Origin of the sequence: Rhizobium sp. BK661, from assembly GCF_024808825.1 — a bacterium.
GTDB lineage: Bacteria > Pseudomonadota > Alphaproteobacteria > Rhizobiales > Rhizobiaceae > Rhizobium.
Map to the genome: position 1 here is coordinate 116829 of NZ_JANTYT010000002.1, position 19775 is coordinate 136603.

Here is a 19775-nt window from a genome sequence, read left to right on the forward strand (position 1 = left end):
ACAACAAGACACCGAAGGCCCCCGCCTCTTGAAACGACAGTCGCCTTATCGGCCACAAATTGGCAGCATTTCGCTGTCCGCCATCACGGCGCTCTATCTCGTCCTGTTCACCAACCGGACTTTCTGGGGAAAGGTTCACGCCTACCTCGGCGCGACACCGATCGCGGTCGCCGCCCTCTACCTCGCGGTATCTGTTCTGTTCGTGGCCTTTGCCACGGCCTTCTCGGCAAAGTACGTCATCAAACCGGTCCTGATCTTCCTCGTTCTCGCGGCTTCGCTTGCCGCGTGGTTTACCGACTCCTTCGGCGTGATTGTCGATTCGGACATGATCCGAAACGCGATGGAAACCACACCTGCAGAAACAAATCACCTGATCACGCCGGATTTCCTTTGGCATGTCCTTCTGTTCGCTGTCATCCCGATCGTGTTGATCCTGTGGGTCAGGGTGGTTCACCGCCCGGTGCTGCAGAAGCTCTGGTGGAACAGTGTGACGATCGTCGGCTGCCTCGTGATATTCGGCGCCGTCGCGGGCGTCTACGCCAAGGAATACACCGCGGCAATCCGGCAGCACCGCGATATCGTTAAGAGCCTGAATCCCGTCACCCCGATCGTTAGCACCACACGATACTTCATCCAGGCCCGCAAGGAAGCGCGGCTTGTCGTCAAGCCGCTCGGCACCGACGCCAAAGTCGTTCCAGTCATGGACGCCCACAAGCCGCGCGTGACGATCATCGTTGCTGGAGAGACGGCAAGGGCGATGAACTTTTCGCTCGGCGGTTACCGTCGCGACACCAACCCCGAGCTTCGGAAGCAGGGCGTTACCTACTTCCCGCAGACGACGAGCTGTGGCACTGCGACGGCTACGTCGATCCCTTGCATGTTCTCGCAGTTCACGCGCGCGAACTTCACCCACACGAAGGGTATGGAGAACGAGGGCTTGATGGATGTCCTCGCCCACGCTGGGATCGATGTGGCCTGGTTCGACAACAACACCGGCAGCAAGGGCGCCGCAGCGCGCATCAACTTCGTCAACCTCGCGAATTCGACCGACCCACGTTTCTGCAAGAACCGTGAATGCCAGGATGGCATCTTTTTCGACAAACTGGACGCATGGCTGAACGGCGTGACGAAGGATAGCGTGCTTGTGCTGCATCAGATCGGCAGCCATGGGCCAGCCTACTATCTGCGCTATCCAAAGGAATTCCGGAGGTTTATGCCTGAGTGCGAGACGGCCGAGCTAGGGAAGTGCAAGGACGATGAGATCGTCAATGCCTATGACAACTCGATCCTCTACACCGACCATTTCCTTTCCACCGTCATCGATAGGCTCAAGGCCCGCAGCGACAAGATCGCCAGCGGATTGATCTACATGTCGGATCACGGCGAGTCGCTCGGAGAAAAGGGTCTCTACCTTCACGGCACACCCTACATCCTTGCTCCCGAGGAGCAGACACACGTTCCGTTCCTCGTCTGGCTCGACCCCGATTTCACGGCTTCGATGGCGCTCGACAAGACATGTCTTGGCCAGTCGGCTGCGCAGCCCACATCCCACGACAACCTGTTCCACAGCGTGCTCGGGATGATGAATGTCTCGACATCCGCCTATAACGCGAAGCTCGACGTCTTTGCTGGATGCAGGACAGGCCGGACCTCCTAGCTAGGAGCGCGCCGCCCACGAAAGACCGCGACGAAGAATGAGGCGCATGTAAGGGTGATCGAACTCGCTCGCGACATGGCCAAGTGCCGTGTAGAACACGCGTCCCGCGCCGAAGTGGCGCTTGAAGGCGACCGGCATCGTGACGTTGCGGGCGGCCGCATCATACTTCCCGGAAAAGCTCGTCGTCGCCAGAATATCGACCGACGGATCATAGTGAAGATAATATTGCTCTGACCGGTAATCGAAATCGGGAATACCTTCCATCACCGGGTCGTGCTGGCGCGTCACGTTGACGCGAAAGTCGATGATGTTGCCGGGATGGGCGACCCAGGTAACGCCGGAGACATAGCGGAAGGGCGCACTTTCCTTGAACGAGGTCGCAAGCGCCCCGTGATGTCCGCCGAGGCCGAGACCGCCACGCACGGCCTCCACCAAGCCATCGGCATGCGCTTTCTCGAGCTTCTCGCCGGTAATCACGGGCACAAGCAAATCGGCCTTCGCGATCGCGGCCGAGCCAAAGATGTCCAGCTCGGGGGTCACCTCGACGGCAAAACCATCGTCTCGCAACAGTTCGGCGACACGGTGCGCACAGGCTTCAGGTTCATGACCGCTCCAGCCGCCCCATACGATAATCGCTTTGCGCATACCCACCTCCATTTGCAAATGCATCAAGCCACGGCGTTGAAACAGGTGGCCCTATCTTTACCCTTTACGACAGGAGCGGCGACACAAGCCAGTGCTAGGCGAGGAGATCACATTTTCTGACAGCCATCGGAAGTCGGAACTTTCCGACCTGTACGGCGTTTGAGGCGTAAAAGAGAGGAGTGCTCGACATGCGTATGAAGCTGACGTTGCTTGCATTCGCATATCTTGTTGTCAGCGGCCTGCTGCTCGCAACCGCCTACAAATCGACAGGGCCAATTACCACGCCGAAGACGGACAGAGTGGCCGTTTTCGAAATGGAACGCTTCGCTGGCTGAGGGTTAGCTACGCTATCTTGATATCATTGCGCACGGGTCGTGTTCCGGCGATGGCTCGTGCGACGGCCGTTGCGCGCTCGATTTCTGCCGCGGTGGCAACCAGGCCGGTCAATACAACAGCGCCATCATCGAGCGTCACGTTTACATCCGCAGCGTCAATCCCACCAGCGACAGCCAGAGCATTCGCCACGGCCTCCTCGAGCGCTGCATCCTTGTCAGCCCCGGACTCCGGCTCATAAGGCTCGCCAAAGAACGTCGGTTGCTTGAAAACCATCTGCCTTCCTCCTGCTTCGACCATAACAAAACGCGGCAATCAGCCAGTTGGTTTCGCTCCGCGGCAAGAGATCGCTGACGAAGGCAGTGACATCCTGCTGGGCGTCAGATTTCTGCTGCGCCGCACACTTGCCGCCTATTTCAATCCCCTGTACAGCCAGAGCCAATGCAAGTGTTTTGGCGAAATCACCGATGATAGCAGGCGAAAGCGCGCCGAGGCGCCTTAGTATTTTTGGCTCAACCGGCTCGATCGGACAAAATACGCTCGACGTTGTCGAGCAATTGGGCGGACGGGACTGCTACGAGATCGCTGTCGTCACCGGCAACGAGAACGTCCAGTTGCTGGCGCAGCAGGCAAAATCGTCTGGCGCCAGGTTTGCGGTCACCGCAAGCGACGACAAGTATCACTCGCTGAAGGAAGAACTGTCCGGCAGCGGCATCGCCGTGGCTGCCGGCGTATCGGGCCTGGCGGAAGCCGCGGACCTCGAGGCGGATTGGGTCATGGCCGCCATTGTCGGTACGGCCGGACTGGCGCCGACGCTTGCCGCGGCCCGTAAGGGCGCCACGATTGCGCTCGCCAACAAGGAATGCCTGGTGTCGGCCGGCGATCTGTTCGTCGATGCCGTGGCGAAGGGCGGCGGACGGCTGATCCCGGTCGACAGCGAACACAGCGCGATCTTCCAGTCTCTGGACGAGGATCAGCGGCACGCCGTCGAACGGATCATCCTGACGGCTTCGGGCGGTCCGTTCCGCACCTGGTCGCGCGCCGACATGGCGAATGTGACTGCGGCGACGGCGCGAGCGCACCCCAACTGGTCAATGGGATTGAAGATCTCGGTCGGCAGCGCCTCGATGTTCAACAAGGCGCTGGAGATGATCGAGGCGAAGCATCTCTTCGGCGTGCGGCCCGATCAGATCGAAGTAATCGTGCATCCGCAGTCGATCATCCACTCCATGGTCGGCTACACCGACGGGTCGATCATCGCGCAGCTCGGTTGCCCCGACATGCGCACGGCGATCGGCTACGCGCTCGACTACCCGCGCCGACCAACATTGAATGTCGAGCGGCTGGATTTCGCCAAGCTCTCGCGCTTGGACTTCGAGGCACCTGACGAAGAACGCTTTCCGGCACTGAGGCTGGCGCGCACCGCGCTGGAGCGCGGCGGACTGCAGGGCGCCATCATGAACGCGGCCGAGGAAATTGCGTTTCATGCCTTCGTCGAGGAACGGATCGGTTTCCTTGCGATGGCCGATATTGCCGAAGCGGTGATGGACAAGATGATCGCAACCGGCGAAGCGACGACGATGGACGACGTCTTTGCTGCTGACGCCGAGGCCCGCAGGCTTGCCGCAGAACTGGTAGCCTTCAACGAAAAGGCCGCCTGACGGCGGCCTTGCTTTCCCAAATAACGCGAACCCTTAGGCCACGTGCCGGGCCAATGCACAGCGCGACCAGAGCGAATGCAGCGCCTCGACCAGATGTTCGATGTCCGTATCGCTGTGCAGCGGCGTCGGGGTGATGCGCAGGCGCTCGGTCTTCTTCGGCACCGTCGGGTAGTTGATCGGCTGGACGTAGACACCGCAATTGTCGAGCAGCAGATCCGAGATCCACTTGCACTTGGCGGCATCGCCGACCATCACCGGCACGATATGGCTCGGGTTCGGCATATGCGGAATGCCGCGCTGATCGAGCAGTGCCCTCAGCTTGCGGACCCGCTCCTGATGCCGCGCCCGCTCGAACGGGCTGACCTTCAGATGCTGGATCGAGGCAACCGCACCGGCGGCAAGCGCCGGTGGCAGCGCCGTCGTGAAAATGAAGCCGGAGGCGAAGGAGCGGATGAAGTCGCAGAGCGCCGTCGAGGCAGCGATGTAGCCGCCCATGACGCCGAACGCCTTGCCGAGCGTGCCCTCGATCACCGTCAGGCGATCCATCAGGCCTTCGCGCTCGGCAATGCCGCCGCCGCGCGGTCCGTACATGCCGACGGCATGGACTTCGTCGAGATAGGTCATTGCACCGTACTTGTCGGCGAGATCGCAGATTTCCTTGATTGGCGCGATATCCCCATCCATCGAATAGACGGATTCGAACGCGATCAGCTTCGGCGCCTTCGGATCGGCAGCCGCCAGCTTGGCTTCGAGATCGGCGACGTCGTTGTGCTTCCAAATCACCTTGTCGCACTTGGCATAGCGGATGCCTTCGATCATCGAGGCGTGGTTCAGCGCGTCCGAGAAGATGATGAGGCTGGGGATCTTGGCACCGAGCGTACCGAGTGCCGCCCAGTTCGAGACATAGCCCGAGGTGAAGATCAGCGCCGCTTCCTTGCCGTGGAGGTCGGCCAGCTCGCGCTCAAGCAGAACGTGGTAGTGGGTGGTGCCAGAGATATTCCGGGTGCCTCCCGCACCCGCGCCACAGTGATCAATGGCATTCTTCATTGCCTCGATCACTTTCGGGTTCTGGCCCATGCCGAGATAGTCATTGGAGCACCAGACTGTGACGTCCTGCGGGCCGTTCTCCGTGTGTCGCGTGGCGCGCGGAAAGCTGCCGCGGTGACGCTCAAGATCGGCAAAAACGCGATAACGGCCTTCCGTGTGAAGCCCATCCAGCTCGTTTTTAAAGAACGCTTCGAAATCCATCATCTGCTCCAGTATCGTGCGAGCGTTTTTTTGCCAACGGACGCGCGCACGTCAACCCTTTGCCCTCGCTTTACCATTAACTGCGTCAAAAGGCCCATACTCTTGAATTATTTTAATTCGAAAAAGCTCATTTTGAGGCAGATGGCAGAAAAATGCGAGGCAGCTTGCCTGCCTCGCATTTGCGCGGGTTCCGTCAAGTGGCGGCGGAAACGGCGCGTTTAGCCATCACTTTGATGAGGTTGGCGCGGTATTCCGCACTGGCATGCAGGTCCGACATCAACCCTGTCGGATTGACATCGACACCAGCGACGGAGCCGGCAGACCAGTTGGCGTTAAGAGCTGTTTCCATGGCCGGCTCGCGGAAGACGCCATTCGAACCAGCCCCAGTGACGGCGACCCTTACGCCCCCAGCACCTTTGGCAACGAAAACCCCGGTCATTGCGTAGCGCGACGCCGGATTTGGAAACTTCGAATAGCCGGCCTTGTCGGGAGCCTCGAAGCTGACCGCAGTGAGCAGTTCGCCGTCCTCCAATGCCGTCTCGAACAGACCCGTGAAGAAATCGTCGGCAGGGATCTCGCGCTTGTTGGTGATGATGCGGGCATTGAGCGCCAGCATGGCCGACGGGTAGTCCGCAGCAGGGTCGTTGTTGGCGATCGAGCCGCCGATCGTGCCCATGTGCCGGACATGCGGATCGCCGATCATGCCGGCGAGGTCGCAAATCGCGGGACAAACCGCACGCAGAGCCGCCGATGCGGCAACTTCGGCATGCGGAGTCGCCGCCCCGATGGTCACCTTGCGACCATCGACCTTGATTCCCTGCATCGCGGGAATATGCCTGAGATCGACGAGATCGCTCGGCGCGGCGAGGCGTTGCTTCATCGTCGGGATCAGTGTCATGCCACCGGAAACATATTTGCCCTCCGATGTGCCCGAAATCATCCTCACGGCTTCATCGACCGAGGACGCACGGTGATAGTTGGTCTGATACATCGTCGTTCCTCCTCAATGAACCGCGCGCGCTGCCATCCACACCTTCTGCGGCGTGGCCGGCATCGTCAGCATGTTGTTGCCGATGGCATCGGTGATGGCGTTGATGAGCGCCGGCGGAGATCCGATGGCACCAGCCTCGCCGCAGCCCTTGATACCAAGCGGATTGCTCGGGGACGGCGTTACCTGATGCGAGACCTTGAACGACGGCAGATCATCGGCGCGCGGCATGGCGTAATCCATGAAACTTGCCGTCAACAGCTGCCCATTCTCGTCATAATGCACGGCCTCGAGCAGAGCCTGACCGATGCCCTGTGCGATACCGCCATGCACCTGGCCTTCAACGATCATCGGGTTGATGATGTTGCCGAAATCGTCCGCCGCGACGAACTGGATGATCTCCGTCTTGCCGGTTTCCGGATCGACTTCGACTTCGCAGATGTAACAGCCGGCCGGGAAGGTGAAGTTGGATGGGTCGTAGAAGGCGGTCTCCTTCAGCCCCGGCTCCATGCCGCTCGGCAGGTTGTGTGCGGTGTAGGAGGCGAGCGCCACCTGGAACCACGGCAGGCTCTTGTCGGTGCCGGCAACCTTCACCTCGCCGTTCTCGATGACGATATCGCCCTCGTCGGCTTCCATCAGGTGAGCGGCGATCTTCTTGGCCTTGGCTTCGACCTTGTCGAGCGCCTTGACCACGGCCGACATGCCTACGGCGCCGGAGCGTGAGCCATAGGTGCCCATGCCCATCTGCACCTTGTCGGTGTCGCCGTGGACAATCGACACGCTGTCCAGCGGAACACCGAGACGATCCGAAATGAGCTGCGCGAAGGTCGTTTCATGCCCCTGTCCGTGGCTGTGCGACCCGGTGAGCACCTCGATGGTGCCAACCGCATTGACCCGTACCTCGGCGGATTCCCATAGACCGACGCCCGCACCAAGCGAGCCGACCGCCTGCGAGGGAGCGATGCCGCACGCCTCGATGTAGCAGCTCATGCCGAGGCCGCGCTTCAGGCCGCGGCTTGCCGCCTCTGCCTTGCGCGCCGCGAAGCCGTTCCAGTCGGCGGCCTGCATGGCGGCATTGAGTGATGCCTCGTAGTCACCGGCGTCATAGTTCATGATGACAGGCGTCTGGTGCGGGAAGGAGCGGATGAAGTTCTTCCGCCGCAGCTCGGCCGGCGAAATGCCAAGCTCGCGGGCTGCCGTTTCCATCGTCCGCTCGAGCAGGTAGGTGGCCTCGGGGCGACCAGCGCCACGATAGGCATCAACCGGCGCGGTGTTGGTATAAACCGTACGCACATTGGCATGGATGGCCGGAATATCGTACTGGCCGGACAGCAACGTTGCGTAGAGGTAGGTCGGAACCGCCGACGAAAACAGCGACATGTAGGCACCGAGATTGCAGATGGTATCGACTTTTAGCCCAATGATGCGGTGGTCGCTGTCAAAGGCCATCTTTACCTTGGAGACATGGTCGCGGCCATGGGCGTCTGTCAGGAAGGCCTCGGTTCGGTCCGAATTCCATTTCACCGGCACGCCTGTCTTCTTGGAAGCCCAGAGACAGACGATCTCTTCCGGGTAGATGTAGATCTTCGATCCAAATCCGCCGCCAACGTCAGGAGCAATCACCCGCAGCTTGTTCTCGGGCGCGACGTTGTAGAAGGCACTCATCACGAGACGGGCGACGTGCGGGTTCTGGCTAGTCGTGTAGCAGGTGTAGTGATCTTCGGCGGCGTCGTAGATCCCGAGCGCAGCACGCGGCTCCATCGGATTGGGCGACAAGCGGTTGTTGTGGATCTCTATTTCCGTGACATGCGCCGCTGCGGAAATAGCCTTGTCGGTTGCAGCACCGTCGCCGAGTTCCCAATCGAAGATCAGATTGTTCCGAGCTTCCGGATGGATCTGGGGTGCACCGGACTTCAGTGCGTCGACAGCCTCGACGACAACGGGCAATTCGTCGTAGTCGATTACGACGGCCTCTGCGGCGTCCCTGGCCTCTGCGAGCGAGTCGGCAACCACGATGGCAACAGCATCGCCAACGTAGCGGACAGTCTCGACCGCCAGCGGACGCCAAGCCCCCATCTTCATTGGCGAACCATCCTTCGAATGAATCATCCAGCCGCAGATGAGGTTGCCGATGCCGTCTGCAAGCAGCTGCTTGCCGTCAAGCACGTCGATGACGCCCGGCATGGCCTTGGCCGAAGCCGCATCGATTCCCGTGATCCTGGCGTGTGCATGTGGACTGCGGATGAAATAGGCGAATTTCATGCCCGGCACGACCATGTCGTCCGTGTAGCGGCCCTTGCCGGTCAAGAACCGTTTATCTTCCTTGCGTGCGACGCGTGCACCAATTCCTTCAACACCCATGATGTCCTCCCAATGGGGTTTCGGGCCTGGCATTCCGCCAAAGCGAATCGTATTCGGCAGTCAGCCAGACAATTCCTGAGAGCTATTCGGCCGCCTGCTTGGCGGTGCCGTGCATCTGTTCGTTGGCAGACAGGACGGCTTTGACGATGTTGTGATAGCCGGTGCACCGACAGATATTGCCGTCGAGTTCATGGCGGACCGTCTGTTCGTCCAGCTGGCCGCCGTGGCGCGAAATCATGTCGACGGCCGTCATCACCATACCCGGCGTGCAGAAGCCGCATTGCAGACCGTGATGCTCCTTGAAGGCGGCCTGGACAGGATGCAATTCACCGTTGCTGGCGAGCCCCTCGATAGTGGTGACCGTGGAACCCGACGCTTGGACAGCAAGGATCGAACAGCTCTTCACCGACTTGCCATCCATGTGAACGACACAGGCACCGCATTGGTTTGTATCACAGCCGACGTGGGTTCCCGTCAGGCCGAGTTTTTCGCGAATAAAATGGACAAGAAGCGTACGCTCTTCACAGTCACCGCTGACTGCCCGGCCGTTCACCGTCAGTTTCACTTTCGCCATGATTTCCTCCTCGCGCCTCCTCCAGGCACGGACGGTATCATTTGACGTTTTCGCTTTAGGATCAACCACTACTTTCGGGAGGTTAGTTAAATTCGCCGTGTCCGGTTGCGTCGAATTTGGACGAAAGTTGCAGCTCCATTGTGCGAAAGGTGGGCATCGAAGGCAGGCTGCTCTTTTTGCGCCACAGTTTGACGACTAGCATGACAAAAACAAGAATCAGGGACGGCCACCGCTCTTTCGAGGGCGACCAACCTAGGAGAAGAATTTGATTAAGAAGATTGTTGCATTCGCTTTGATTGGATTTTCGATTGCAAGCTGCACGCCGACCCAGCAGGGCGCCGGTATCGGCGCTGCCTCCGGCGCAATTATCGGGGGTGCAGTAACAGGCAATGTTCGTGGCGCTGCGGTTGGCGCGGCGATCGGCGGTGTATCTGGCGCCCTCATCGGCCGTGTCGCCGAGCAGCCGGGACAGTGTTATTACCGCGACCAGTACGGTCGCCGGTACATCGACGATTGCCGCGGCGGCTATTGAGCGGCGCAAAACTGTCTCGAAATCCCGGGTGTGAAGCCCGGGATTTCTCGTTTTTTCCACCATTTCAGCGGCCAGGCGATTTAAAACGGTACACGCCGAGGAAATTTGCCGCTAAGGTTGCCGCCGGCCGGGGGGCGCGAAGCAATTCTAGTGTAACCAAAAGCGGCGGATGCAGATTAGAGGGCAGGCACCGAAACCGGGTATAGCGTATCGGCGCGCAGGCACCATACTGGTGGTCGCGGCGGCATTCGCGTTTTCGCCGGCTTTGATCTCGGAGGCTTTCGCCTTCAAGCTTTTCGGCATCACATTGTGGGGCAAGGATGACGACTCGGCGGCCGACCAGGTGCCTGATCCTGTCCGCTACGATGTCACGCTCACGACCGACAGCAGCGATCCGGATCTCAAGGAAGCACTGGAAAACAGTTCACGTCTGGTGGGCGACAAGGATCGACCCGTGTCGGGCGACCTCGGCGTCGTCGTCAAGGCCAGAGACGATCGCGAACGGCTGATCGCCGCCCTTTATGAGAAGGCGCGCTACGGCGGCGTGGTGACAATCAGAGTCGACGGCAGGGATATCGACGCTCTTCCGCCCAATCCGACCTTCAATCGCTCACGCCCTGTCCCGGTTACGATCAACGTTGCTGCGGGTCCTGTCTTCAAAGTTCATGAGGTTCAGTTCGGCGGCGACGCCGCGCGCCGCAACCCCGCAGACTACGATCTTGCTCCCGGCGAGACGGCTGGCTCGTTGACCATCATCAAGGCCGGCGACACGATTGTCGAACAGTTGAAAAGCGAAGGCCGGCCGCTGGCGAAGCTGACGACTCGCAAAGTCGTCGCTGACCACAGGACGAACACCGTCGACATTGTTCTCGCCGCCGAAGGCGGTCCGGTCGCGCCGGTCGGCGACGTCGACGTCACGGGCGCAAAGGCCGTAAGACCGGGCTTCATCCAGCGCTACTCGCGGCTGAACAGGGGCGAGCAATATTCGCCCGAAGCATTGAAGAAAGCCGGAGAGCGACTGCGCGCATTGGGGGTCTTCTCCAGCGTGACCATTCACGAGGCAGACGCTCTGGCACCGGACGGCACATTGCCGATGACGATCGAGGTATCGGAGGGAAAGCAACGCTATCTCGGTATCGGCGCCCAGTATTCGACCACGGACGGCTTCGGGATCAACGGCTATTGGGGTCACCGCAATCTCTTCGGAGAAGCGGAAGCACTGCGCATCGAAGGGTCGGTGGGCCGCCTGGGCGAAACGACCAACGTTGGCGATCTCGACTATTCAGCAGGTGTCACCTTTACCAAGCCCGGCGCGTTCGTTCCGGCCGCGACCCTCCGGGCCAGCATCCTTGCCAAAACCGAGAACCCCGATGCCTACACCGCAAAGCTCGTCACTGCGTCCCTCGGCCTTTCCTACGAACTGTCCGACTTGGATACAATAACCGGCGCCGGCGAGGTGAGCTGGGAACGTGATGACGATGCCTTTGGCAACAACAGCTACCTGACCTTCTCACTGCCCTTGCAGTACGACCGCGACGCACGCGACAACAAGTTCGACCCGACCGAAGGCTATCGGGGAATGCTCAAGGCGACGCCAAGCTACGAGGCCTACAACGGCACCTTCTTCTCGAGCGTCGAGGGCTTGATCACCGGATATCACGCGTTGGGAGCGGAGGACCGCATCGTTCTTGCCGGCAAGCTTTCCGCAGGCTTTCTCGTAGGGGCAGACGACCTCCAGAACATTCCTGCTACACGCCGATTCTTCGCTGGCGGCGGCGGCTCGGTTCGCGGCTTTAGCTACCAGGAGATCTCGCCCAGGAACGCGGACAACGAAGAGACCGGCGGAGCATCCTATGTCACTGCATCGTTCGAGACCCGCGTAAAGATCACCGATACGATCGGCATAGTGCCGTTCATCGATGTGGGGACGGTTTCAGCCGACATCGCGCCCGATTTTTCCGACATTCGGGCGGGTGCGGGCATCGGCATTCGCTATGCGACGCCGTTTGGTCCATTGCGGCTTGATTTTGCCGTGCCACTCAACAAGTACGAGGATGGCACGGATTACGGTATCTACGCCGGCATCGGCCAGGCATTCTAACATACTGGCAACCCGCGGCGCCTTCGTGTGCCTTGAGCCGCCACAGAAACGGAGTAATGTCCGCGCCCATGCAGACACTGGCGAAAATCTTGAACTGGATCGTGCGGCTGCTCGGCTATTCCGTCGGCACCCTCCTCATCCTGCTTGCCATCGCCATCGGTGTTTTCGGCTTCACATCCTTTGGCGCGCGCATCATCACCGACAGGGTCGCCTCCAGCATCTCCAACCGGGACATGACCATCAAGGTTCAGGAGCCGGAGGGACTGCTGACGGGTGGCCTGCGGGCGAGCCAGATTGTGCTCTCCGACACCAAGGGCGTCTTCGCTCAGGTCGATGGCCTTGCCATAAGCTGGAATCCGCTCGCGCTCCTTACCGGCAGGTTCCATGCAAGAAGCATTGAAGCTACGGCTATTCACGTGCTGCGGCAGCCGGTGCGCACGCTACCGTCGCGCCCGGCCGCAACAGGCGAAGCCGACACCGGCTTTTCGTTGCCGGTCAAGATCGACATCGACAAGATCGCCCTGCCGGAAATCAACCTTGCTCAACCTCTGATCGGACGGGCTTTCTCGCTTGCCGCGGACGGCAGCATGCGGGCCGACAATGACGGGGGCAATGCGTCGATCAACGTGCATCGGCACGATGCCCCGGATGCCAAGCTGATCGCAGATGCCGCCTTCCTACCGGACCGCAATCAGTTGCGGCTCAAGGCAAAGCTGACGGAACCGAAGGGTGGGCTGCTCGCTGGCCTGCTGGGGCTGCCTGGCAACCCGGCGGTGGAGATTGGCTTGACGGGAGACGGACCCCTCTCGGATTGGCGGGGACAGCTGCAGGCCGCTCTCGATGGACAGCAACGCGCCTCGATCGAGGCGCATCACACCCTGACGCCGGAGAACCTTCATCACCTTGACCTGAAGGGCGGCGGCGACCTCAGCTCGCTGCTGCCGGCCGCCTTCCGTCCGCTCTTTGCGGGACAGACGAACATCGACGTCGCCGCGAACTTCGACAATAGGGGCAAGATCGACATCCAGACCGGCAATCTGGCGACCGGCGCCGTTGTCATCGCGGCATCAGGCACGCTCGATCCAAAAGGCAACAACAGTCTTAACGCCAATCTGTTGGGAACGTCCGGGCCGGTTGATTTCCGCTGGCCTCTGGCTGACGGTGAAGCCCGTCTCCTGGTAGCGGGTATCAATCTTTCGTTGACGGGCGACGCGAAGGCTTCCCGCCTTAATGCCAGCGCCTCGCTCGATTCGGCCGCCTTGCCACAGGCGACGATGGGCAACGTGAAGCTGACCGCCAAGAGCGACAACTTCAATCTCGCCGGTCGCACGGGAAGCGTTCAGATTACGCTTGCCGCAGGTGACACGTCATTCGTCAATCCCGACATCGATCGTGCCATCAAAGGCCCGGTCACGATCACGCTGCCGTTGCAGATCTCCCCGGACGCGCTCGGCTTCAACGGTGCCACGATCGAAAGCGCGGCAGCGAATGCAAACCTCAACGGCTCCTATAAGCTGAGCGCCAGCGCGATTACGGGCAACATCAAGCTGACTGCTCAACCGGCCGTACTGCCGCCGGCGGTCGCAACCCGTTTCAATGCTCCGATCGTCATCGAGGGTCAGGTTGCGGGAACGATTCCCTCGAAGTTCAACATCTCGAACCTCTCCATCAAGTCGAACGCGCTCGAAGCGACCGGCCAAGTGGTGCTCGACGAGGAGAACCTCGACGCCAACCTTTCCGGTCGCATTCCCAACGTTCAGGCGCTGCTGGAAACCGCATCGGGCGAGCTGAACTATCAGCTGAGCGCAAAGGGGAATGTCTCTGCTCTCGCGGTAGCGGCTAACATCAAGGGGCCGTCGCTCGTGATGGCCGGGCGTCAGGTCAAGCAACTCGAGCTCAATCTTTCCGGAACGGCCGACCCTAATGCGCCAAAGGCGCAAATCACGGCGAGGGGCGCGATCGACAACCAGCCAATCAACGTCGCCACGGCAGTTCAGATCGTCCACGGGAAGGTGCAGCTTCCGTCGATTGCCGGCGACGTTGGCAAAAACCGACTGACCGGCCACCTCGAACTGTCACCTGCTTTCGAGCCGACCGGACAGGCGACGTTTGACTTTCCGGATATCGGCCTTCTCGCGGCACTGGGCGGACAGAAGGCGGAAGGTGACCTGAAGGGATCGGTCGATATTGCCAACGACAGCGGTAAGATCGCCCTCAAAGTCGTCGCATCCGGCAGCGGCCTGAAGCGCGATACCTTTGCAATCGTCGGCCCCGATATCAACGTCGCTGTTACCGACCTCAAGGCTTTTGCCGCGACGGGCACAATCACCGCGCAGGAGCTTGCCTCCGGGCCTAACAAGGCGGAGAGCCTGGCGCTCAATTTCACGCAGCAGCAGAACCGGACAAACTTCGATCTCGGCGCCACCTATGACGCCAATCCGTTGGTCGCATCCGGCAGCGTCGAAGTGAACGCCGGCACGACGCTGCTTCGCCTGGACCGCTTCTTGGCCAAACCCCGCAACATCCAGGTAGAGCTTGCATCGCCGTCAGAGGTGTCGATCAGTGGCAGCACGGTGACGCTGAGCGCCGTCGAACTGAAGACCGGCGACGGCTCGGTTCACGTCAGCGGCACGGTCGGCGAAACTCTCGATATCAAGGCTGACATCCGGAACCTGCCCGCAAGCCTGGCCAATAGCTTCGTTCCGAAGCTCGATGCCGCAGGCACGATCTCGGGCAAGGTTGCCGTGACCGGAACGCCAGCGGCACCCATCGCCAATTTCGACCTGGATTGGAAGGACGCGGCCACGAGCCAGACAAAGGGCGCCGGCCTTTCGCCCCTGGCGATCGATGCAAGCGGGACGTTTGCCAACAACACGCTGGACTTTGAAACGAACGCCAACGGCAAAGGCGGAGTCTCGCTGAAAGCCGCCGGCAGTGTCGTCACTGGCGGCCCGGATGCGCAATCGCTGAAGGTCGATGCGGATATCATCAACATCCCAGCGGGCTTGGCGAACGCATTCGTTCCGGACCTGGCTGCCGAAGGTTCGATCTCGGGCAACGTCACCGCAGCCGGAAAGCTGCCAGCACCGACGCTGGACTTCAAACTGAATTGGAAGAATGCCGCAACGAGCCAGACCCGAAGTGCGAAGCTCTCATCGCTTGGGCTGACGGCGAGCGGCAATCTCAAGGACAACATTCTCAACTTCGATGCCGACGCACGTGGCAGCGGCGGCATGTCACTGCAGGCAAGCGGCAATTTCGTCGTCGCCGGCGCCGAGGCTCAAACACTGAAACTCGATGGGCAGATCGCCAACATTCCGGCCGCTCTCGCCAACGGGTTTGTTCCGAATCTTGCCGCAGAAGGCATGATATCGGGAACCATATCGGCCACCGGCAAGTTGCCGAAGCCAGCGGCAACCTTCGATCTCACCTGGAAAGACGCCGCCACCAGCCACACCAGGGCAGCGCGCCTTTCGGGCATGCGCTTGGCAGCGAAGGGCAACTTCGCCGATGAAAAATTGAACGTCCAGGTCGACCTTACGGCCAATGGCGGTATGGCGCTGAACGCCTCCGGCAATGTCTCGCTGGCAGGAACGACAATCGAAAACCTCACTGCTGATGCAACGATACGCAACGTTCCAGCGAGCCTCGCAAACGCCTTCGTATCCGGTCTCGGCGCCAGCGGCACGGTCTCGGGCACGGCATCCGCGTCAGGTACACTGCAACGGCCGACGGCAAGCTTCGACCTGACTTGGAAGGACCTCGCGACTGCCCAAACCAAGGCTGCTCGGCTCTCTAGCCTCGTGCTCGGCGCCAAGGGCACATTCGCCAACAATGTGCTCGACTTCCAGACAAATCTGACTGGCGATGCAGGTTCCGCTCTGTCGGCGAACGGCAAGGTTACTCTCGAAGGTACGACCGTGAAGAGCCTGCAGGCGGATGCGACACTGAGCAACCTTCCCGCCGCGCTGGTGAACAACTTTGCCCCCGATCTTGGTGCCGAGGGAACGATATCGGGCACGGCGACCGCGTCCGGCTCCCTCCCGATTCCCGCCGTCGATTTCAAGCTCAACTGGAACAATGCAGGGACCCGCCAGACCAGGGCGGCCGGCCTTTCGGGCCTCACGCTGAATGCGTCCGGCAATGTCGCGGATAACAAGATCGCCTTCGATGCCACCCTGACCAGCAGTCGCAGCAGCCTCCTGAGGGCAAAGGGAACGGCAAACCTGCAGGGAGCGAGCGTCCAGGGTCTATCGGTCGATGCCGACATCGCGAATCTTCCCGCGAGCCTCGCCAACGGATTTGTCCCTGGTCTGGGAGCGGAAGGGACCATCTCAGGCACGGCAAAGACGTCTGGGACTCCGAGCAATCCGATCATCGACTTCAACCTGGATTGGAAGGACGCGGCAACCACGCAGACACGGGCATCCGGCATCCGGCCGCTTTCAGTAAATGCAGGCGGAAAGCTTGCGAACGGTAGGCTCGATTTTACGACGAACCTCAGCGGCACCGGCGTGTCGATGAAGGCCGGCGGCAACTTCATCATCGCCGGGCAGAACGCCCAATCGCTGACGGTCAATGCTGACATCTCCAATCTTCCCGCCGGGCTTGCCAACGCATTCGTTCCTGGGCTTGCGGCCGAAGGCAATATTTCGGGCACCGTCAGGGCATCGGGCAGGCTGCCGGTGCCTGCTGTGGACTTCAACCTTGACTGGAGAGGGGCAGCGACTAGCCAGACCAGAAGTGCTGGGCTTTCGCCGCTTAGCATCGCTGCGAACGGAAGACTGCAGGACAACCGGCTGACCATCGACACCAATGTGGCCGGCGACAGCGGCCTATCCCTGCGCGGCGGCGGCAGCGTCACCATTACCGGCAATCGCGCCTTGGACATGCGCTTTTCCGGCAGTCTGCCATTCGCGGTCCTCGGCTCACAACTCGCGGCCCAGGGTTTCGTCGCCGATGGCACTGCCAACCTCAATCTGCAGATCGCCGGAACCGCCGCCGCCCCGTCCATCAACGGGACCGTGGCGACCAGCGGCGCGAGGTTCGTCGATGTCCGGCGCAACCTTGCGATCAACAATCTCGCGGCAGACATCCGGTTCAACGGCAACGAAGCCGTCATCTCCCGGCTCACCGGTCAGCTCGCCAGCGGCGGCAGCATCTCGGTTTCTGGCAGCGTCGGGATACAGCCCGCTTCCAATTTCCCCGCCAATATCGACGTCAGGCTCGATAGGGCCGTCTATGTCGATGGAACGCTCGTCGTGGCGACCGTCGATGGCACGATCGGCTTGCGCGGTCCGCTACTCGCAAACCCCACCCTGAACGGCAGGCTGCGGCTCGAAAGAGCCTCGATCACCGTCCCAGAGAGACTGCCGACCTCGCTGCGTGAGATCGACATCAGGCACATAAACGCCCCGAAAAGTGTTCTCGCCCAGCTGCGCGACGAGACCCAGCAAGGGGCACGCGCGAAGTCCAACACCATCAATCTCGATCTTCAGTTGGACGCACCCTCGCAGATCTTCGTGCGCGGCCGCGGTATCGATGCTGAACTCGGTGGTAGCGTCACGATTCGGGGAACGGCGGCGGCGCCGATCGTTTCGGGTGGTTTCACCATGCGGCGCGGGCGCATGACGATTCTCAACCGGCGCCTCGATTTCACCAACAGAAGCCGGATCAGCTTCGCCGGCGATCTCACCCCCGCCCTCGATATGGAAGCCAGCTCGACGTCCGGCTCAACGACACTGACGGTCAATGTGGCGGGACTGGCCACGGACCCCTCAATCACCTTCTCGTCGTCGCCGGCCTTGCCGCAGGACGAGGTTCTGGCGCAGCTGATCTTCGGCCAGTCGATGTCCAGGCTGTCGCCGGTTCAAATCGCCCAGCTCGCCGATGCAGTCAGCCAGCTGGCCGGCGGCCGTTCCGGATCGTTGTTCCAGGGCCTTCGCAACCAGCTCGGCGTCGATGACTTCGACGTCAGTACCGATGCCAAAGGCCGCACCAGTGTCAGCGTTGGCCGCTATCTCAACGACCGGACCTATTTCGAACTGCAGCAGACCACCGGCAAGGGCGGCGCCAAGGCGATCATCAATTTCGATGTCGGCCGCGGCGTGAAGTTGCGTGCCGGCGCAGGTGGAGATGGCGAGGGAGAGGCGGGCGTCGTCTACGAGCACGAGTATTAAAAGCTGGTCTTGCTGGTCTTCAGTAGGATATTGGTTTCCGTGGTATTGATCCCATTGATCAGCCGGATGCGCCTCAGCGTTTCGTCGAAGGCGACGAGATCGCGATCCTCGAGTTCGGCGATGAAATCCCATTTGCCGTTGGTGCTGTGCAGGGCACGCACTTGCGGCAAACCGCGAAGCTGATCGGCGACCTTGTCCGCCAGCTTCCCGAGTACCTCGATCATGACAATCGCGCGCACGCCCGCGGCGCGGGTTTCATGGCCGGTGCGCACGGTGAATGCCGTGATGGTGCCATTAGCAACCAACCGATCGATGCGGGCTGCGACTGTCGCGCGAGATGCACCCGTCATTGCCGCTAGCGAAGAGACTGGCGTACGTGCATTGTGCCGCAGAGCGCTGAGAAGTTCCTGATCGAGATCGTCCATGGCTGCCACTTTGTCAAAATGCACTTATCAAACTGATCAATCGTAGCGCATTATCGGCACTTTTTCATCTTTTTGTCGCCGTGCCGATATTTCAATATGCTTTCCGAAACGCGAGCTGGAGAAGACGCATGCAGCCACAAGCAAGATCGGTCACGCTCATCGGAGCACCGCTGGAAGAGGGTTCGGGACGCAGGGGCGCCGCGATGGGTCCGGCCGCACTTCGCATCGCAGGCGTCGACCAGACGCTGATCGATCTTGGTCATGATGTCGTCGATGCCGGTGACGTGCATGTCATTCCGGCACGCGATCTGCCGAACCATCCGAAAGCACATAATCTGCGCGTCGTCGGCGCATTCACCCGCGCGCTCGAAGCTGGCGTCTACGAGGCCGCGACGGCCGGGCGCTTTCCGCTGATTCTCGGTGGCGATCATAGCCTGTCCATGGGCACCGTATCCGGCATGGCTCGCTATGCGGCAGAGCAAGGTAGGCCGCTCTTCGTGCTGTGGCTCGATGCCCATTCCGATTTCAATACGCCTGCGACGTCGCCCTCCGGCAACATTCACGGCATGCCGGTCGCTTATTTCTGCGGCAAGGCCGAACTCGCGGAAATCCTGCCGAAGGACCGTCCGTTCGTCGATCCCCAGAACGTCTTCCAGGTCGGTATCCGATCGGTGGATGCGCCGGAGCGGGATCTGATCAAGGAACACGGCGTCAACGTCTTCGACATGCGCTGGCTCGACGAACAGGGCGTTGCCGCGGCGATCCGCCAGGTGCTCGGCGCGGTCTCCGATGCAAACGGTCTGCTGCATGTGAGCCTTGATGTCGATTTCCTCGATCCCGAGATCGCCCCTGGCGTCGGTACAACAGTGCCTGGCGGTGCAACCTTCCGGGAGGCGCATCTCATCATGGAAATGCTCTGCGACAGCGGCCTCGTCTCCTCGCTCGATCTTGTCGAACTCAACCCCTTCCTCGACGATCGCGGTAAGAGCGCGCGGATCCTGGTGGAACTGACGGCAAGTCTGTTCGGCCGCCGCATCTTCGACCGTCCGACCCGCGCTGCCTGAGGAGAGC

Annotated in this window: 14 protein-coding genes; 7 read left to right on the top strand and 7 right to left on the bottom strand. The window is 60.9% G+C overall.

Annotated elements, in window-relative coordinates; all coding sequences use genetic code 11:
• Positions 1 to 28 precede the first annotated feature (28 nt).
• Positions 29 to 1657 carry a phosphoethanolamine transferase gene (locus FHX16_RS06910; RefSeq protein WP_259126867.1) on the top strand — a complete coding sequence of 543 codons (1629 nt, stop codon included), beginning with the start codon at positions 29 to 31 and terminating at the stop codon, positions 1655 to 1657.
• Here FHX16_RS06910 and FHX16_RS06915 read toward each other — a convergent pair whose 3' ends face one another.
• Positions 1658 to 2302, bottom strand: coding sequence for a ThuA domain-containing protein (locus tag FHX16_RS06915; protein ID WP_183863674.1), 645 nt, complete (start codon positions 2300 to 2302; stop codon positions 1658 to 1660). It lies immediately after the preceding gene.
• 188 nt (positions 2303 to 2490) lie between these two features.
• Between FHX16_RS06915 and FHX16_RS06920 the strand changes: the two genes are divergently transcribed.
• Positions 2491 to 2637, top strand: a complete 147-nt coding sequence (locus tag FHX16_RS06920; protein ID WP_183863675.1) for a hypothetical protein — start codon at positions 2491 to 2493, stop codon at positions 2635 to 2637.
• Between the two features lie 7 nt (positions 2638 to 2644).
• Here the strand turns inward: FHX16_RS06920 and FHX16_RS06925 are convergent, their stop codons facing one another.
• Positions 2645 to 2911 (bottom strand): BON domain-containing protein, encoded by a 267-nt coding sequence (locus tag FHX16_RS06925; RefSeq protein WP_183755222.1) that lies wholly within the window; start codon positions 2909 to 2911, stop codon positions 2645 to 2647.
• A gap of 191 nt (positions 2912 to 3102) precedes the next feature.
• Here FHX16_RS06925 and dxr point away from each other — a divergent pair, with 191 nt between their 5' ends.
• Positions 3103 to 4296: a 1-deoxy-D-xylulose-5-phosphate reductoisomerase gene (dxr, locus tag FHX16_RS06930; RefSeq protein WP_183863676.1), complete on the top strand. Its 1194-nt coding sequence runs from the start codon at positions 3103 to 3105 to the stop codon at positions 4294 to 4296.
• A 33-nt stretch (positions 4297 to 4329) separates the two neighbouring features.
• Here dxr and hemA read toward each other — a convergent pair whose 3' ends face one another.
• The 4 genes from hemA to FHX16_RS06950 all read right to left on the bottom strand — a co-directional run bounded on the left by hemA (position 4330) and on the right by FHX16_RS06950 (position 9467).
• Positions 4330 to 5544: a 5-aminolevulinate synthase gene (hemA, locus tag FHX16_RS06935; protein ID WP_259127001.1), complete on the bottom strand. Its 1215-nt coding sequence runs from the start codon at positions 5542 to 5544 to the stop codon at positions 4330 to 4332.
• A 193-nt stretch (positions 5545 to 5737) separates the two neighbouring features.
• Positions 5738 to 6535, bottom strand: a complete 798-nt coding sequence (locus FHX16_RS06940) for a xanthine dehydrogenase family protein subunit M (protein ID WP_183863677.1) — start codon at positions 6533 to 6535, stop codon at positions 5738 to 5740.
• 12 nt (positions 6536 to 6547) lie between these two features.
• Positions 6548 to 8893: a xanthine dehydrogenase family protein molybdopterin-binding subunit gene (locus FHX16_RS06945; protein ID WP_183863678.1), complete on the bottom strand. Its 2346-nt coding sequence runs from the start codon at positions 8891 to 8893 to the stop codon at positions 6548 to 6550.
• Positions 8894 to 8975: 82 nt separating this feature from the next.
• Positions 8976 to 9467, bottom strand: a complete 492-nt coding sequence (locus tag FHX16_RS06950) for a (2Fe-2S)-binding protein (protein ID WP_183755217.1) — start codon at positions 9465 to 9467, stop codon at positions 8976 to 8978.
• Positions 9468 to 9735: 268 nt separating this feature from the next.
• On the opposite strand from FHX16_RS06950, the gene FHX16_RS06955 reads away from it, so the two are divergent.
• From FHX16_RS06955 to FHX16_RS06965, 3 genes are all read left to right on the top strand, one after another.
• On the top strand, positions 9736 to 9999 hold the full coding sequence (locus FHX16_RS06955; RefSeq protein ID WP_183755331.1) for a YMGG-like glycine zipper-containing protein: 264 nt from the start codon (positions 9736 to 9738) through the stop codon (positions 9997 to 9999).
• Positions 10000 to 10168: 169 nt separating this feature from the next.
• Positions 10169 to 12100, top strand: a complete 1932-nt coding sequence (locus FHX16_RS06960) for an autotransporter assembly complex family protein (RefSeq protein ID WP_183863679.1) — start codon at positions 10169 to 10171, stop codon at positions 12098 to 12100.
• 56 nt (positions 12101 to 12156) lie between these two features.
• Positions 12157 to 18279 (top strand): translocation/assembly module TamB domain-containing protein, encoded by a 6123-nt coding sequence (locus FHX16_RS06965; protein WP_246712658.1) that lies wholly within the window; start codon positions 12157 to 12159, stop codon positions 18277 to 18279.
• On the opposite strand, the gene FHX16_RS06970 is transcribed toward FHX16_RS06965, so the two are convergent.
• Positions 18276 to 18704, bottom strand: a complete 429-nt coding sequence (locus FHX16_RS06970) for an Lrp/AsnC family transcriptional regulator (protein WP_183755215.1) — start codon at positions 18702 to 18704, stop codon at positions 18276 to 18278. The two genes, FHX16_RS06965 and FHX16_RS06970, sit on opposite strands and share 4 nt — an antisense overlap.
• A gap of 128 nt (positions 18705 to 18832) precedes the next feature.
• On the opposite strand from FHX16_RS06970, the gene rocF reads away from it, so the two are divergent.
• The gene (rocF, locus tag FHX16_RS06975; protein WP_183863680.1) at positions 18833 to 19768 is read left to right on the top strand and encodes an arginase; all 936 of its coding nucleotides are present in this window, start codon (positions 18833 to 18835) and stop codon (positions 19766 to 19768) included.
• Positions 19769 to 19775: the final 7 nt, after the last annotated feature.